Raw genomic sequence first — 15,632 nt, 5'->3', positions numbered from 1 at the left:
CGCTCGCGCTCGTTTGTAAGCCGGTCGCGTTTTCCTCTTCCAGCTGCCTTCTTGTCTTGATAGCCGTTGCGGCTAAACGCTGACGCTCCTCATTATAGCTGCGAACATAAGTCTCGATGAGTTGGGGATCCTTTAGTTCCTCGGCCATACCCCAAGCACGGCTTTTTCGACGTCGGGGAGATAAATGATTCGTCGATTTGAACAGCTGCCACTTTCCCGCACGGCTGAGCAGCGAATACGGGTCTTTCCGGTCTTGTCCCGATCATGCACCGACATTCCCGGGCCGCAACACCCGCAACGCAAGAGACCGGAGAGTAGGTGAGGTGGCCTCCGCTTGGCCTGGCTCGTTAGCCGTACTTTTTCGCCTTTCAAGTCTTGAACCCGATCCCAAAGGGTATCAGCAATGATGCGCAGCTCCGGCACATCAATGGTTTGCCACTGATCGCGAGGGTTGGGCCGTGAGATGCGTTTGCCCGTGTCCGGGTTCTTCACCATTCGAACCTTGTTCCAGACGATGCGCCCGACATAGAGCTTATTAAAGAAAAGATAAGTCCTGAACCGCGCTGGGCATTGCCGTTGATCGTCGAGGCATTCCATTTTGTCCCGCGAGGCGGGACTATGCCTTCCTTATTGAGATCACCGGCGATCTCACGTGGGGGACGGCCTGTGGCATAAAGTTCGAAAATCCTGCGGATCACAGAGGCTTCGTTCTCGAGAATCTCAAGTTCGCCCCACTGGCCGGCTACAGGACGATAGCCATAAGCCCGGCCACCGGCATGACGGCCGTCGCGTATGATGCCCATCATTCCCCGCCGAACCTTTTTGGCTCCATCCTCGCGCTGCATCTGGCCGACCAATCCACGAATGCCCACGAGGATGGCGTCAGCCATGCCATCATGGACCGCATGGATCTGGATTCCGAGAAAGGACAGCCTTTTGTGTATCCCTGCCAGATTTTCCATGTCGCGCGAGAGACGGTCGAGGGCTTCGACCAGCACGACTTCGAACATATGTTCACGCGCCGCATCCATAAGGTGCATCAAACCATCACGCCCGAAAACGGAAGCGCCCGAACGTGCTTTGTCTTCATATGTCGCGACAATATCAAATCCTTGCCGTGCAGCATGCGCACGGCAAAGAGCGATCTGATCGTCGGTGGATTTTTCGTTCTGGAGCTCAGTCGAGAATCTTGCGTAGACGGCAGCGCGCGTCATGGGTCGATACTCCCACCTGTTGCATTCGTGTCTTGTCAGTGCTTGGAGGCACGCAGATCGGATTTCTCACGGCGAGATGATCGCGCCTTGCGTCCGCAATCGCAAGGGCTTCGACAAACTGTATAAGATCTGAATCAATCGGGCGCGTGCGCGGCGCGCTCAAAGCCGCGCCTTTTCTGTTCGAATTCCTTTTATCGTCCGCCCGTCTCATGCGTCTCACGATGCGGGTATTTCGCGTGTCGCGAAATACCCTCCTATGCTCGATCGCGCTGACGATGTGCCAGTTCGCCGGCATTGATCTCGGCCGCGAACCTGTGCCGGATGAGACCACGATCTGCCGCTTCCGCCATCTGCTCGAAGCCCATGACCTCGGTGGTTCTCTCTTCCAGGAGGTGCATCGTCATCTGGAGGCGAAAGGATTGAAAGTCTCCACCGGCACGATCGTCGACGCGACGATCATCCATGCCCCGTCCTTGACCAAGAACGCCGATCAGGCGCAAAAATGCCCATGGCCTGTTCGTCACATGCTCGCTTGCCAATCTGTTCATGGCTCGCCGTCATCTGCTGCGGCTGCAACAGGCATAGCGCGCCCACTCAAGGGCTTTCCACTCCATACAGGGAGAAAACCAAATTATCCCCCATCAGTTTGATAAACACCGCTGTGGCCGCCAAAATGACTAAAAATCTGTATCTAAACTAAATTCTCCGCTTATGCAGAGCTTCCTTAGGATATCTTCGACCAAGCGGCGCATCGGCTGCCATTCGGGAGCGGCGATCCAAAGCGTCTTGGCCTTGACCAGCACGTTATCGCTGCCCCACCCATAACGAGACCTATGCGGGAAAGTATCTGCGCAAGGCCAAGACGGTCGGCACCACAAAAGCGGCGGCCCGAGCTACTGTACGAATGACAATCTCCGGCAGTGGCATCGTGAAAAGCCTGACCTTTCGGCATTGCCCCTTCATCCGATCTTTCAACCCATGCGGCTCTTGCTTCGAGCCGCATAAAATCCCAGGCTTTTTACCAGTCTCATCCGGCTTGACGCTCAAAGCCATGCGTGACCGAGCAAACACTACCCATGATATTATGAACGTAGCAACGACGATCGACAAGAATAAAAGCACGACATGCCAGCATAGTTGATAAGCTAATCATTCTCATGGTAAAATTAAAATCGTAATATATACAGCGTCATATAGACGAAATAAAAATATTATACCATAAAATAGCCATAATATTGGCGCTGCTTTGATTTAAAATAAAAGTGAGTACAAAAACTAAAGCCGAACGTAAATTTTCAAGCCTTATGCCACAGTTGAAAGCCTGATTTACAAGCGCCACTATATGCGAGTTTGCTGTTCAAGGTTGCTTTGGACGCAAAATATTCGTAACCCCTCAAAAATCAACGTAGTGATAGCGACACAAGCTCAAAAATAAATATAGGTTACTGATATGTCTCAACGCCTCTATTACAGCCAGCCGACGCAGTCGTATGATGAGTATCTGGCCCGTCTCGCGTGGGCGGATGCTGAACGCGTTCTCGATCAAACCCGAGACGAGTTGGTGGCTGCAAGTGTACAGGTTGACGAGACTATGCACGACCCAGAGACTCTCTCTTCCGATGGATTCCAAGACCTTTTGATCGCTTTGGACGATGCTGACGTGGCGTTCAAAGCCGCTAGCGCGCGGTCTTGGGACGTCTGGGTTTGCTTGCACCGCATTTCTCACATTCACCTCCCTTAAGGATCACACCGTATTATTCGCCCAAATCAAGGAACATGAGATGGCAAAAAAGGGGTAGGTATGCGCTGGCCGCTCATAAGCAATGAAATCATTACTTTGGATAAATATCGCCGTGCGATTCGGGAATTCTGGCAAGCGATCCCTTCTCCCCTTATTGTCGTATTTGCCGCAATAATGTGGATTGCCGCGATCGTGATGCTTTTAGTCGTGTGGGTCATATGCAAGATGACCGGTTTTGGGGAGGAACCCGACGATACACCTTAAGCTAGGCTTAGGACCCATTGATTGAGATAGAATGCGACGGTTGCGGTGATGCAGATTGCCGGGAAGAAGGTTTGGGCGCATCGATCATAGTGCGTGGCGATGCGACGCCAATCCTTAAGCTTGGCGAAGAGATTTTCGATCTTATGGCGCTGGGGATAGAGCGCCTTGTCGTAGTCGACTGGCAACTTTCGGCTTTTGGTGGGCGGAATGCAGGGGTCGGTTCCCCACTCCTTCAAGGCTGCTCAGAACCAATTGCTGTCATAGCCCGATCAGCGATCAGGGCTTTCGCATCTGGCAGCGCCTTCAACATCAGCCGGGCGCCCTTGTGATCGCTCATCTGACCTTCGGTGAGCAGCATGACGAGCGGTTTGCCGGCGCCGTCGCAAACAACATGAAGCTGGACGGTTCTAAAAAAAACTCGCTAGGCGTGTGATATTCTGATTCCATCGTCTTGGTGGTATCGGAGATGCGTCGATGCGTTGGCAGCGAGGATTTTTCGATGTCGATAATCGCTTGAAGCGCCTGAGCGATTTGGGTGATCAACTCGAAACGTTTGGCTCAGTGATCAACTTCGAGATATTCCGGGCGGACCTCCTCGCAGCACTTGATTATTCGGACGGCTCGCAAAGCCGGCGCTCGCCCTTTGATCCCGTGATGATGTTCAAAATTCTTGTCATCCAGGCGGCGGACAATCTCTCTGACGAAAGAGCCGAGTTTCTCATTAACGACAGACAGTCCTCCATGCGTTTTCTGGGCTTGAGCCTGTCCGACCGCATTCCCGATGCGCGCACGATCTGGCTATTTCGCGAAAAGTGCACCTGGGCAGGTGTCATACAGGAGTTGTTTGATCGGCTCGACGGCACGCTTCGGGCTGCAGGTTACATCACTATGTCAGGGCAGATCGTCGATGCCAGCCTAATTGCCGCCCAAACAACGCAACACGCGCGAGGAAAATGAGACGATCAAGGCAGGCCGCATCCCCGAGGATAGGAAGAAGAGGCCCGCCAAAGTGTGGCACAAGGACCGCGACGAGCGCTGGACGATCACCCGAAGGGCCGCGTAAGCGAATTTCACCAAGGCGAAAATCCGCAAGGACGGGACGACGCCCCCAGCCGGCATCGCCTTCCGACCTTCGGTTATCAGAACCATGCGTCGATGCGAAGGCAGCTTTGGCTTGATCCGTAAATGGCTGGCGAGTGACGCCTCAGCTTATGAAGGCGCCCCGGCTGCGCGAGGGATTGCTCGACAAGACCATATGGCATCCTCGGTTTGGGCGGACACAGCCTATTGGTCCGCGAAAAACGAGGCCTTTCCGCATGACACCGGCTTTGTCAGCCACACCCACTGCAAGAAGCCGAAAGGCAAGCCGATGCCACAGCGCATCCACAAGGCCAATGCGGCCAAAATCAGTGTTCGCTCCCATGTCGAGCACGTCTTCTCTGTCCAGAAGGACCGCATGGACTTATTCATCTGCACGATCGGCCTTGCCCCAGCGACGACCAAAATCGGCATGGCCAACATCGTCTACAACATCAAAAGGGTGATCATGCTTCGCAGAGCCGGACTGGAGCCGGCATAGGCCACCAAAGAGAATGGCACTGCCGGAAGCCAACCTCTCATCGGATTAGGAGGAGTGTCCTGACCCTCTCATCCAATCAATCAAACCAACTAAATTCGCCTTCCAGACACGGTTAATAGAACCGTCCAATTTCACGAGCAGCGGGATAAGCGACATATAGGATGGCACAGCGAGCGCTTCGGTTCCTTAAGGACGGCTAACTAATTAACTTTATGAATTGGCAATGGTGCGAAAGGGTTCCAGAGCTGCCCATTGCCTAAGTCCAATGGTCCACGAATCTTCAGCCAGGACTCTCCGCTCTTTTCAGCTATCCCGCGACTATATGTAGGTCTTTCAATTTCAACACCTGAAGCCACATCAGATGCATTAAGTTCTAGCTGGGTCGTAAACGCTTTTGATAAATTGTTGTCACCCAGTCTATAGACAGCTTCACGGATTGCTTTAGAGGAGCTCGGCTCCAGAGTGAGGCAAATATTGGTGGCATTAGCCATTCCGCTACCGATCGCGGTCTTTTGTTCCGATGGTGCAGTCCGCGCGATTTCAATCAGTATTGGTAATATGCTTTTTGTATCAGCTGTTAACAGATCCTTGACAGAATAACTGAGCTTACTCGAATCAAGTGGCTGCTTAAGTAAATCTTTTGGCTCACGCAGAAAGACTTCAACCGCTGATTGCGCGCTAGAAGAAGGGACGTCCAAGCAAGCAGCAAACGTGGGCGACAAGCCTATGATATAAGTAGAAAGGATAAAATCTCTCAATATGTTCATACTAAACACTCTATAGCCTATAACCGATCACATATCATAAAGTACGTCAGCGTAATATAACGCACTCATCGTGTTTTTAACAGAGGCGACGAAGCCTTATTTATGTACTGGATTCTCGACGAGTGTATCCGGCCTTTTGATAGTACCAATTCCCGATGAATCTCTCCCTTCATATGCTTGGCTCGCTCACGATCGAAAATTTGTTGGCGGATCCTCAAAACGTCGAACACCTATCACTTCCATGGCTGATTCATGAGGGCGGGCTACGTCAGATCCTAAGTGTGATTGAACTACTGTCGTCCGCCGTAGATTCATCAACAATAATGCAATAAATTGCGCAAACATTGTTGTCTTTGATGAAATGCTCACTGAACCTGACGCCATTAAAAAGAAGAAAAGCATGGGTAGCATAGCAACCCGCTGTGTATGATAAAGAATTGATATGCTAAACGCCAAAAGTCCAGGTAAGAGAAGAAGGCAGCCAACGATACCGTAGCTTAACAGGAATGCTATCCAGCAGCTCTCTAACCCATACCCGAGGCCGTACCGCGCCATCCAGCTAGTCAGATCGTCGCTGCTTGGTGCAAATATAAGGTCACGAAGTGGTATATTGCTTACAAGGTCTAGCATGGCTGTTCGTGCCTGCGCACTACCCTTGTCGTTTTCAAGACGATTAAGGAACTTATCAAGAAAGCCGCTCATTAATAGTAATGTAATTCCAGTAATAATACCGGGGATACCAACAAGGAATATAGCTATTATTTCACGCCTTACGGACTTTCCTTGGATAGCTCTTAAAAGTTCATAACTTAGATAAAATATTAATATTATTAATACAAAGCTTATGGCAGATCGGCTTCCAAAGGCAATGAGTGCAATTAAGTTTATTAAAAGTAATATGAAGCGTGTTAATGGATTTAGCTGTTGATCGCTAAGGAAAAGTATAAGTACGTAGGCTCCAGTCAAGCAGGCATTAGTAAGCGGGGCCCCCAAGAATGCACTCGGTCGCCATTCGGTGAGCAGGATCTCGTGAGTTTTACCTCCGAGAGACACTGGAATGAGCCTCCTGCCGGATATAAACTCGATAATACCAAGCACCGAATTTATCAGCATGAAGCCATGAAGGAAATTCCTGACTACATTTCTTTCTGGGGTTCTTAGGCGAAGAAGTAGAATTGCTAAAAAACTTGCATATAAAAAAGTATCAATCGGCGCCGTAAGCGGAATATTTCCGATATAAAAAATATATACCATAAACAAAGATAGCAATAATAAGAATATACAAATACCTTTGTTTGTTTGCCTTAGCATATTAATATACGCATCAAATTCGCCCTTTGAGGCAAGAACACAAATCGAAAAAACAGTGAAATAAGTAGCAGGATGAATCTTGAGAAACTGATTTCCTCCAGGAGAAGCATAATCTATCCCTAAATAAGCGAGTGTCGACCCGGAAAGGCTAAATCCAAGGCCAACACAAATTATAGTCATAATGAGCCGCAAACTCAAAGGCGAATGATTAGCGCTATCTATACTATTATTTACTCGTCGTTGTCGCACAAAATGCATACTACCATAATAGGTCATGTGCAAATCTCGCTGGTATGTATTGCCGTATTAATTTATTGGGCTGATGTCAAATAATATTGTATTCTTTGTAACAAAATGGTGTCGTTTTTGGTGCGTATTTTCCAAGCCCAGATTGTGAAAATCTCCCTTTGCTTCTTTGGTATTCATTTTCCGCCATATGATGATGATGTGCGGATGGAGATGAACGATGATAAGGCTTAAACTGGAATATCTGGACATCAGGCTACAGCTGATGATCTTGGCGAGAAGTGACAATGAATATTGACAATCAAAGAATATCTGTATCCAGATAGCATGAATCATGTCCAAATCAGCATTCTAGTTTTGATTACCCGAACAATGCCAACTGCGCCAGCAAGGTCCATTTTTTCGGCGCGATATGTCCATTACGTATCACAAAATTCCCTTGGCTGAGAAAGCCTGATCCCGTTATCCTAGAACGTAGCGTATCGTTCCTTCAACGGAGAAGTGGAGGCAAGATTATCTTTTATGATACGTGATTGTTCCTCTACTCATCACCAACTTCCGCTTATAGTTTAGGAGGCAAACATGGATCCCATAATAGTCACAGGTGCAGCTGGTTTTATAGGCATGCATGTGGCTGAAAGGCTGTTGGATCGGGGAGAGGCTGTCGTTGGTATCGACATATTCAATTCCTATTACGACCCAACCCTAAAAGCCGCGCGAGCTGCACGTTTAGAAAGTCGACCAAGCTTTTCGATGGTCAGGATGGATATTGCCGACCACGAGAGCTTCCTAGCTCTCGTTAAGCGGTCCGGTGTCCGCCGTATCGTTCACCTGGCCGCCCAAGCTGGGGTGCGCTATTCGATTGATAATCCATTCGCCTACGAGCATTCGAATCTAGCCGGGCACCTCTCTGTGCTGGAAGCATGTCGCCATGCCAAGATCGAACACCTCGTCTATGCCTCGTCGAGTTCCGTCTATGGTGATCGGCCGCTTACCGCTTCCGGCTTCAAGGAGACAGATCCGGTTGATGCACCCGTTTCGCTTTATGCAGCGACCAAGCGCTCATGCGAACTAATCAGCCAAAGCTACGCCCGGCTTTACGGTTTTCCGCAATCGGGTCTGCGTTTCTTTACCGTCTATGGTCCCTGGGGGCGGCCAGATATGGCTTATTACGGATTCACCGAGAAAATTCTCGCAGGCCACCCCATCGAAGTCTATGGCGACGGTAAAATGTCCCGTGATTTCACTTTTATCGACGATATCGTAGATGGGATCATTGGCATTCTTGATTGTCCGCCGCTCATGGGGGATCATGAGATCTATAACATTGGCGACAGTCAACCAGTTAGCCTGATGGACATGATCGCTACTTTGGAACTGGCTCTTGGTCGTGAAGCGGTTAAGATTTTCCGTCCTATGCAGCCGGGCGACGTGACCGCCACTTATGCAGATGTTTCCAAACTATATAGTTTGATAGGCTACCAACCAAAAGTTAACCTAGCAACGGGACTACAACGTTTTGTTCACTGGCGCTTGAGTTTTGATGCGTCGTCTACGAAAATCAAAGCCCCAGTAGTTTGACAACAGAAATTTCTGTGCTGTTACTTCACTTCGTAAGTGTGGCTTTTCCTACGTATATATTTTTCGTATACATTTTTAAAAGACCGCGGCTTTTGAGGCATATCGATCCCAATCAAAGCTGAGAATTGCAAACGACGAGCTATTACAAGTATAAGTAAAGGGATCAGTACGCCCCCTATGGTTCCGGTGACTATATGGACGAAGATATTTTTAATCCCCGCTTGATTTAAGAATATTCGTATTGCAGCTGTTATTATGACATGAATACAATATATAGATAAAGTGTTCTTGCCAATAAAATCCATTATCTTTGAGAAATAGTTTCCTTTACTCGTACAGGTGATAGAGATGACAAAAAATGATAGTAAAATAGGAATAGACAAAAGTCTTCCTTCAATGCTATTGTAATTAATTGGAATAATTATGGAAAAATACTGGAATAGCAAAAATACAAATATGGAATGAAATAAGTAATTATGCAGAATTGATATATTATTTTTAATGAATATTGATCCACATAAAAACCCTATTACAAAGTAGATTAAGAATGCTGTTACATATGAAAAAACGCTTATATTAATATCAAACGAAAAATGCATAAAAAACATGATGCAGCTTATTAAAAACAATATATTGCTTCCGAAATAATTAATTATAAACTTAGATAGAATCTGTATTATAAGCAATGTATATAAGAACCAGAACTGGTCGATAGGATCATATATTATTTTAATTGCGTACGACAATTTAAACGGATGATTTACAGAATTTGCTAGCAAAACCTTAATAAATACTGTACATATACTCCAAAATAAATATGGCCATATCAGTGTATAGAATTGCTTATTAAGTGTATACTCCCATTTTCTATTATATGATCCTGATATGTAAAAAAGAAGTCCAGAAATAAAGAAAAATATTGGCATATGAAACATGTATATACTATTATCAATTTCATCTATAAATATATTATTATGTACTATTTTGCTTTCGCATAGACCGCGAATAACATGCCCTAAAACAACTAGTATAATTGCGTAAGCTTTGATGGAATCAATTCCTTCAAAACGTATTATCTTGTGATTTTCGTTACTAGAGAATGTCACCTTCTATTTCCTTCTACGTGACAGTTAATATGCATATAATATAACAGATGATTTTTCGAGAATGTCGGGTGTTACCGGTTGGCATAGGGCCCATGATTTCTGTCAGCTTGCCACCTTCGGGCTTCCATTTCATCCAAACATCTTAGGTTCAAAGTCCCTGATAAAATTGTAACCAGGGGGCGCAAAACGGAGACCAATACCAAGCTTCTTCATACCCTACAGTGTATGTAAACTACCGCGCTGCCTCAATCAGAAGGTGCATGGATATTGTCGAGTTTTTCAAAGATTATTTCGGCTGAAACGGTCCAGACGAAAGGTTTGTTGTGGTCGTTGATGTAACGCTTGACGGTGTCTTGAAGCTCAGCAACAGATTTAAAGATACCACGATTTTTTGGTGTGTTCTCGTTGAGAGCTCTTCGACGGCATTGACCCAGGAGGCCAAGTCGGCGTGAAATGGAATGTCCAACATGGATGATTGGCCAACCATTGCACTACATTGGGACGTTTATGCTTATGGGTGTGCTTTGGCATGCAGAGCTCGACGACGGTTCCATAGAGGATATTCAATGTGGCAATCAATGTCATGGTGCCGTTGCGCTTGTAATCCAGCGTCCTGGTCCCGCATTTGTCTGGTTTGAGTGGTAGCCCTTTGCGGGCTATTCCAGCCGGATGTGCCTGGCTGGATCTGATCAAGAGCCTGGATTTGCCTCTTCTCGTGGATGAAAGCGACGACCGTACGAGTGGGGCCATGTAAAGACGATTAGCTATTTTATTTTTTTGCGAATTTCGGCTCATAGGCGCTTGAATGTGCGCAACGATGCGGCTCGAGGCGATTGCTCTCTCACAGACGCTACACGGCACGAATTGAGATTTCTGTCTTTGGATAAGTGTCAGTCATAGAGGGAACATTACTTCCAACTCTTGCGCGAGTGGCAGGTCCTGTCCGCTCAATTTGGGGGACTACTGTAGCCCCCTTTATTGCCGGGTTGCTCCAGACAGTTGCCTGATCCAACCTCCGCATGGTTTTCATGCAATCTGAGGCAAGACTTTGCATCCTTCGGATGAACTCATAATGTACTCCAATATCACTTCGAAAAAACATTATGCAGCGCAAGGCAATAAGGGATATACATAATCTGTATTCCACTGTCTTGTTAGACATTTGGCCCCGCAGCTCAGGATTATATTCATGTTTAGGTCAACTCTCCTGTATCTGCCTGCTCAACTTACGGGTCCTTTGCTTCAGTTTCTTTCGGTTGTCATTTGGGCTCAGACACTATCACCAGCTGAAGTTGGCGTTGTCACACTCATCATTGCGTTGCAAGAGATATTATTCGCGGCATTGCTAATGTGGTGGTCACATTATATGCTTCGCAACATAAGAAAGTTCTCTCTAAACAACAGCCGATCTACATTCCTAAAAACGGAACTATTTGCGGTTGCAGTCTCTGTTTTTATGCAAATCGTCGTATCAATCACGATTATTGCAGTTTATTTTGATAAAAATATAATTATACCAAGCTATTATATAATTGTGGCCTTTATGATTTCCCGCTCTATGTCGAATTATATTTCTGAACGTGCCCGTGCGGAGTCAATGATTAGCTTATATAGCATAATGCAGATATTGAGTCCCGGCCTTGGTCTATTCATATCCATGGTTTTTCTAAAATTCTGGCAAGCAAATGCCGCTGCAGTGCTGCTTGGCTTTACTATCGCTCAGTTTGTTTCTTTAGCCATTGGCTTTGTGATCTGCGACTTCGGCCGTGCAGTACCATATCTAGACAAGCAAATCCTTATCCAAGCATTAAAGTTCGGCATACCGGTAATGATAGCTTCGACAATTGCTCTTGTAGCGTTGAATGCACCTCGCTTTATCGTTGATCATCTTGTCGGGATCGAAGCCGCGGGCGTATTCGCTATTGGCTATAGCCTGGGACTCCGGGCTTCCAATTTCGCCGTTATGCTTGTAACTGCAGGGGCTTATCCGCTAGTCGTCAAAAAGATGGTGGAGGAGGGTTTGGAATCCGCTTATGAACAGCTACGCAAAAACATTATATTGGTAACCATAGTTGTATGTCCCGTCGCTGCCGGTTTGATTGCAATCAATCATGACCTCATCATGTTGATTGTTGGCAAACAGTTTCAAGAAGCTACCTTTCAAGTCCTTCCTTTCACAGCACTAGCAGGCCTCTTCCGCTATCTTAGAGGACATACCACAGATCAGGTTTTCTTGATTAATTCAAAACCAATCTACACAACGATCATCTCTGTTCTAGATCTCGCGATGGCCTTGGTATCAGCCTTTATTGGCGTCTATCTCTTTGGTCTGGTAGGCGGCGCTTTAGGACCTATGGTATCGGGATTTACTACACTGATCGTCAGCTTCCTGCTCTGCAAAGGTTTTGGTTTTCGACCTCCCGTCTCAGCTATGAGCTTGGCGTGTGTATCAGCTGCTCTAATGGCGCTACCCATCTATTATCTGCCGCATACTGTCAACTGGTTACTCTTGGCAATTAAAGTCATCACGGGTGCTGCTATTTACGTGCTTCTCATAGCTTTGCTAATGCCTTCAGAACGGAAAACCATTCTTTCGCTTGTTAGGGGCAGAAGATTTGTAGCGGCAGCTTAGGGCGCGGACTCATAAACTCTGGCACCAAATCCTCGTCGCGACGAGTTTGACAGCGGCGAGGAAGTTGACCGGGTCTTCGTCGTAGCGCGCTGCGATGCCAACGGAACTGTTTGATCCGATTGACCTGAAGGACCGCGAAACGAATAACCGTTCCACGAGATTGCGCTGCCGGTAGACCCAACGCGAGAAGGAGAAAGCGCCCTTGCGGTTGGCTTTTGCGGGATGTTGGCCCAGGCCTTACGTTCCGCCGCCTTTGCCCTTATGGCGTTGCTGTCATAGCCCTTGTCGGCCAGCAAGATGTCGCCTTCTCTGATGGTGTCGATCAGGGCATCCGCCTCTGCGCAGTCAGTGATCTGTCCGCCGGTCAGGCGGAGGGTGGCGGGGCGGCCTTCCGCGTGACGAGCGCGTGGATCTTGCTGGTCGGGCCTCCACGGGAACGCCCTTCGCAGCCATTTCGCCGACGCGGCGTATTGGTGGAACCTTGGCCGTTCCGCCCATGCCGTCATCGCCAGAATCCCTTTTCCCCGTGGTGGCGTGCTGGTGCAAGCGGACATAGGTCGAGTCGATCATGATGATATCGCCGCCGTAAGCTTCTAATACTATTTTAAGAAACGGATCCCAAACACCGGCCTTGCGCGAGCGGACGACGCGATTGTAGCAAGTGGTCGGCGGACCGTAGCGCTTGGGAATCTCGGCCCATGGCGAACCTGTCCGGAACCGCCAGAGAATGCCGTTTAGAACCCGGCGATCATCAACCCGAGGCACGCCGCGCGGCTTGTTGGGCAGCAGACAGCAGAGGCGAAAGAATAGACCATTCATGGTCGGTGAGTTCATAGCGGCGACGCGCCGTTCATGGCTCCCCATCCAGAAGTCTTGAATCACGCCGCCAGCTAAACACCAAGCAGGTTTATGAGTTTACGCCTTAAGACTGCCTAACGAGGGGGCGACGCCAAAACCGATCCAGCGGATGCCAACTTTCTAAAACAAAGTGAACAACTGCCGCAGCTCCAACAGCAATGATCATGGTGAGTACTACTAACAGACCAATAAGTTTTCCGCTTGTGAGATTATGAAACATGAAATTGATGACTATGGTAGCCACTGGGACATGGATTAGAAAAAGAGGAAAACTTAATGGAGCTAAAAATATTGCGTATCGTGACATAAGAAAGCTGTTCTTTGCATTAACTTCCGGAGCCGCCAACAAAGGAACTAAAGCAATCTGTAGAATAACATAGCTTATTGTTAAGAAATAACCAGTCATCATTCCTATCATACTTAAAGAAAATGCGAAATAAGCAGGAACAAAACTGGTTATTTTTCGAGAAAAAGTGTTAAAATACCATCCTAATAACATACCAGAAAGAAAAGTGGGGACAGCACGGGCCACACCAAAGTGGTACGTCCAATTTGTCCAATGACCGGCACTTGATCTTTCGCTAACCAATTCGAGCAAAATGAAGCTAAGTATCATAGCAACAGCAAGCAACCAAGCGCGCCCCTGCTTTAACAAGTTTAGAGCAGGAAGAAAAATTAAATAGGCGGCGAACTGCGCACTAAGATACCAAGATGGATAGTTGAGAGAGTTTCGTCCAAGAAATCCCCAAGAATGAGTTAATGTAATGTGATATATTAAATCACTTATATTATCGATTCCGCTACTCTTTGGCGAGAATAATCCAAGTTTTCTAGTAATAATTATCATAACAAAAAAAAGTGCCGTAACGACATGTAGCGGATATATTCTGCTTAACCTTTTTGTTATAAATGATTTAATACTTGATACTTTATATCGGTAAGCGATTACAAGCAAAAAACCAGATGATGAAAAAAAGAATTCTACAAAGTTTATATTTCCAGCAATCTTAGATAATAAAGGATAAGTATCTTTTGTAAAATACATATAATGACGAATCATAATCATCACAGCAGCTACGAACTGTGCCGTCGCAAGTGCACGAAGATGATAAGTGCTACCTCGTGATTCCAGACCAGCCTGTGATGTCACCATCATAACTTAACCCTAAATAACACAACAGAATATTCATAATTTCGCTTAAAGTATTTTAAACTACTCGGGACTTGAGCCAGCTACGAAAGTAATCACGATCCTGAATTGCGATAGCGTTCCACCGCGCCACATTGGCCAGTGCTTTCTTTGCCTCGTGTTCACGCCATCTTGGTGCCTCAACCATCGTCGCGATAATATTCGCCGCGCTATCAGCATCAGCAGTATCGATAAATTTTCCTGCTGCTCCCAATACCTCGCGAAAAGGAGGAATATTAGCTGCGACGACCGCAAGTCCGCCATGCTGAACCTCTAACAACGGCAGACCTAAACCCTCGTCTTTTGACGTAGCCAGAAACACATCTGCTTTTTCAAGCAAAATTCGTATTTCTTCGCCACTTTTATAGCCATGTAGAAATACGTCACTTTCCCTGCTCAATGCCTCGCTATCGGTACCCCAGCCATTTCGACCAACAATATGCAGTTCAACCTTACATTGAAGTCGTGCAGCCAAGGCTCGTCGTACTCGAGCTGCTGCCAAATAGTCCTTGCGCGGTTCTATAGTACCTAGAGATACAAGCTTGAGTATCTCATTAATCGGCCTATTTGAAAAAGCATGTTCTGGAGATAGATGAAATATATTTCGTACTGCAGGGCGTAACATAATCACTTCGGCATCTTTCCGTATCTTCTGACGTAAAGCACTAGCCGTATATTCAGAATTAACTAAGAAAGAGCGAAGATAACGTAGAGCGAACCAAAACGACGGCCTCATATAAAACTTGGCTCGAATATTCAAATCCTCAGGCCTATTCAGCAAGAACATATCATGAATATATGGTATTACACGCCTATGACCTAATAGTGAAAGCGCTATACTAGGTGGAAAGCCAGGGCACATAATTAAGCTGTTCTGCTGGACAAAAGCTTTCCATGGCAAAATGACCCATTGAACAAAAATCATGCTAGGAACATCTTTCGCCCGAACTTCCTCAAGTGTTGAACAATCAAGGTATGTCCCGTTGAAGAGTTCAATCGAAATGCGCTCAACTCCGGTAGTCTTTTCACCAATGCGCGAGAAATCAACAATCATGTTCACGCCGTCACCCTTCTTTTTTCAATATATAAATATATAATAAAAAATATTTGAGACGCACAAAAAATACGTCCGTACTCGCTAAGA

11 protein-coding genes and 5 pseudogenes are annotated in these 15,632 nt (G+C 46.9%); 5 read left to right on the top strand and 11 right to left on the bottom strand.

Annotation, left to right across the window (positions count from 1 at the left end):
• Positions 1-132 precede the first annotated feature (132 nt).
• Complete coding sequence (locus tag BIND_RS22210) at positions 133-495, bottom strand: recombinase zinc beta ribbon domain-containing protein (protein ID WP_280109985.1); 363 nt, start codon at positions 493-495, stop codon at positions 133-135.
• On the bottom strand, positions 489-1,214 hold the full coding sequence (locus tag BIND_RS22015) for a recombinase family protein (protein ID WP_280109984.1): 726 nt from the start codon (positions 1,212-1,214) through the stop codon (positions 489-491). Before BIND_RS22015 ends, BIND_RS22210 begins: the two co-directional genes overlap by 7 nt.
• A gap of 269 nt (positions 1,215-1,483) precedes the next feature.
• On the opposite strand from BIND_RS22015, the pseudogene BIND_RS22010 reads away from it, so the two are divergent.
• Both BIND_RS22010 and BIND_RS13415 read left to right on the top strand, forming a co-directional pair.
• Positions 1,484-1,705: pseudogene (locus BIND_RS22010) on the top strand (IS5-like element ISCARN107 family transposase); the annotation flags it as partial.
• A 1,310-nt stretch (positions 1,706-3,015) separates the two neighbouring features.
• Entirely contained in the window at positions 3,016-3,219 is a 204-nt protein-coding gene (locus BIND_RS13415; RefSeq protein ID WP_041778101.1) for a hypothetical protein, read from the top strand.
• Here the strand turns inward: BIND_RS13415 and BIND_RS13410 are convergent.
• Both BIND_RS13410 and BIND_RS21370 read right to left on the bottom strand, forming a co-directional pair.
• The gene (locus BIND_RS13410) at positions 3,216-3,455 is read right to left on the bottom strand and encodes a transposase (protein ID WP_081433772.1); all 240 of its coding nucleotides are present in this window, start codon (positions 3,453-3,455) and stop codon (positions 3,216-3,218) included. The two genes, BIND_RS13415 and BIND_RS13410, sit on opposite strands and share 4 nt — an antisense overlap.
• Positions 3,452-3,619, bottom strand: a pseudogene (locus tag BIND_RS21370) (transposase); the annotation flags it as partial. The pseudogene BIND_RS21370 and the gene BIND_RS13410, both read right to left, overlap by 4 nt.
• Positions 3,620-3,693: 74 nt before the next feature.
• Between BIND_RS21370 and BIND_RS13405 the strand changes: the two are divergent.
• Positions 3,694-4,798, top strand: a pseudogene (locus BIND_RS13405) (IS5 family transposase).
• Positions 4,799-4,998: 200 nt separating this feature from the next.
• Here the strand turns inward: BIND_RS13405 and BIND_RS21365 are convergent.
• Both BIND_RS21365 and BIND_RS13400 read right to left on the bottom strand, forming a co-directional pair.
• A complete protein-coding gene (locus tag BIND_RS21365) occupies positions 4,999-5,565 on the bottom strand; it encodes a hypothetical protein (RefSeq protein WP_012385586.1) in 567 nt (188 codons plus the stop codon).
• Positions 5,566-5,751: 186 nt separating this feature from the next.
• On the bottom strand, positions 5,752-7,152 hold the full coding sequence (locus tag BIND_RS13400; protein WP_012385585.1) for a VpsF family polysaccharide biosynthesis protein: 1,401 nt from the start codon (positions 7,150-7,152) through the stop codon (positions 5,752-5,754).
• A 552-nt stretch (positions 7,153-7,704) separates the two neighbouring features.
• Between BIND_RS13400 and BIND_RS13395 the strand changes: the two genes are divergently transcribed.
• Positions 7,705-8,703: an NAD-dependent epimerase/dehydratase family protein gene (locus BIND_RS13395; RefSeq protein ID WP_012385584.1), complete on the top strand. Its 999-nt coding sequence runs from the start codon at positions 7,705-7,707 to the stop codon at positions 8,701-8,703.
• A 20-nt stretch (positions 8,704-8,723) separates the two neighbouring features.
• Here BIND_RS13395 and BIND_RS22355 read toward each other — a convergent pair whose 3' ends face one another.
• Together BIND_RS22355 and BIND_RS22350 are read right to left on the bottom strand one after the other, a co-directional pair.
• Positions 8,724-9,809 carry an acyltransferase family protein gene (locus tag BIND_RS22355; RefSeq protein WP_012385583.1) on the bottom strand — a complete coding sequence of 362 codons (1,086 nt, stop codon included), beginning with the start codon at positions 9,807-9,809 and terminating at the stop codon, positions 8,724-8,726.
• Between the two features lie 245 nt (positions 9,810-10,054).
• Positions 10,055-10,554, bottom strand: a pseudogene (locus BIND_RS22350) (transposase); the annotation flags it as partial.
• Between the two features lie 444 nt (positions 10,555-10,998).
• Between BIND_RS22350 and BIND_RS13385 the strand changes: the two are divergent.
• A complete protein-coding gene (locus tag BIND_RS13385; RefSeq protein ID WP_012385582.1) occupies positions 10,999-12,441 on the top strand; it encodes a lipopolysaccharide biosynthesis protein in 1,443 nt (480 codons plus the stop codon).
• A gap of 9 nt (positions 12,442-12,450) precedes the next feature.
• Here the strand turns inward: BIND_RS13385 and BIND_RS20735 are convergent.
• From BIND_RS20735 to BIND_RS13375, 3 genes and pseudogenes are all read right to left on the bottom strand, one after another.
• Positions 12,451-13,249, bottom strand: a pseudogene (locus BIND_RS20735) (IS5 family transposase).
• Positions 13,250-13,363: 114 nt separating this feature from the next.
• Entirely contained in the window at positions 13,364-14,455 is a 1,092-nt protein-coding gene (locus BIND_RS20730; RefSeq protein ID WP_012385581.1) for an acyltransferase family protein, read from the bottom strand.
• A gap of 52 nt (positions 14,456-14,507) precedes the next feature.
• Positions 14,508-15,542 carry a glycosyltransferase gene (locus tag BIND_RS13375; protein ID WP_050764002.1) on the bottom strand — a complete coding sequence of 345 codons (1,035 nt, stop codon included), beginning with the start codon at positions 15,540-15,542 and terminating at the stop codon, positions 14,508-14,510.
• Between the last annotated feature and the right edge of the window lie 90 nt (positions 15,543-15,632).

It is taken from the genome of Beijerinckia indica subsp. indica ATCC 9039 (assembly GCF_000019845.1).
In the GTDB taxonomy this organism is placed as follows: domain Bacteria; phylum Pseudomonadota; class Alphaproteobacteria; order Rhizobiales; family Beijerinckiaceae; genus Beijerinckia; species Beijerinckia indica.
This window is presented reverse-complemented; position numbering and strand designations above follow the sequence as displayed.

Bases quoted from the DNA above. Each gene is read 5' to 3' on its own strand.
- BIND_RS22210 (WP_280109985.1), bottom strand. From the start codon at position 495: ATGGTGAAGAACCCGGACACGGGCAAACGCATCTCACGGCCCAACCCT.
- BIND_RS22015 (WP_280109984.1), bottom strand. From the start codon at position 1,214: ATGACGCGCGCTGCCGTCTACGCAAGATTCTCGACTGAGCTCCAGAAC.
- BIND_RS13415 (WP_041778101.1), top strand. From the start codon at position 3,016: ATGCGCTGGCCGCTCATAAGCAATGAAATCATTACTTTGGATAAATAT.
- BIND_RS21365 (WP_012385586.1), bottom strand. From the start codon at position 5,565: ATGAACATATTGAGAGATTTTATCCTTTCTACTTATATCATAGGCTTG.
- BIND_RS13400 (WP_012385585.1), bottom strand. From the start codon at position 7,152: ATGACCTATTATGGTAGTATGCATTTTGTGCGACAACGACGAGTAAAT.
- BIND_RS13395 (WP_012385584.1), top strand. From the start codon at position 7,705: ATGGATCCCATAATAGTCACAGGTGCAGCTGGTTTTATAGGCATGCAT.
- BIND_RS13385 (WP_012385582.1), top strand. From the start codon at position 10,999: ATGTTTAGGTCAACTCTCCTGTATCTGCCTGCTCAACTTACGGGTCCT.
- BIND_RS20730 (WP_012385581.1), bottom strand. From the start codon at position 14,455: ATGATGGTGACATCACAGGCTGGTCTGGAATCACGAGGTAGCACTTAT.
- BIND_RS13375 (WP_050764002.1), bottom strand. From the start codon at position 15,542: ATGATTGTTGATTTCTCGCGCATTGGTGAAAAGACTACCGGAGTTGAG.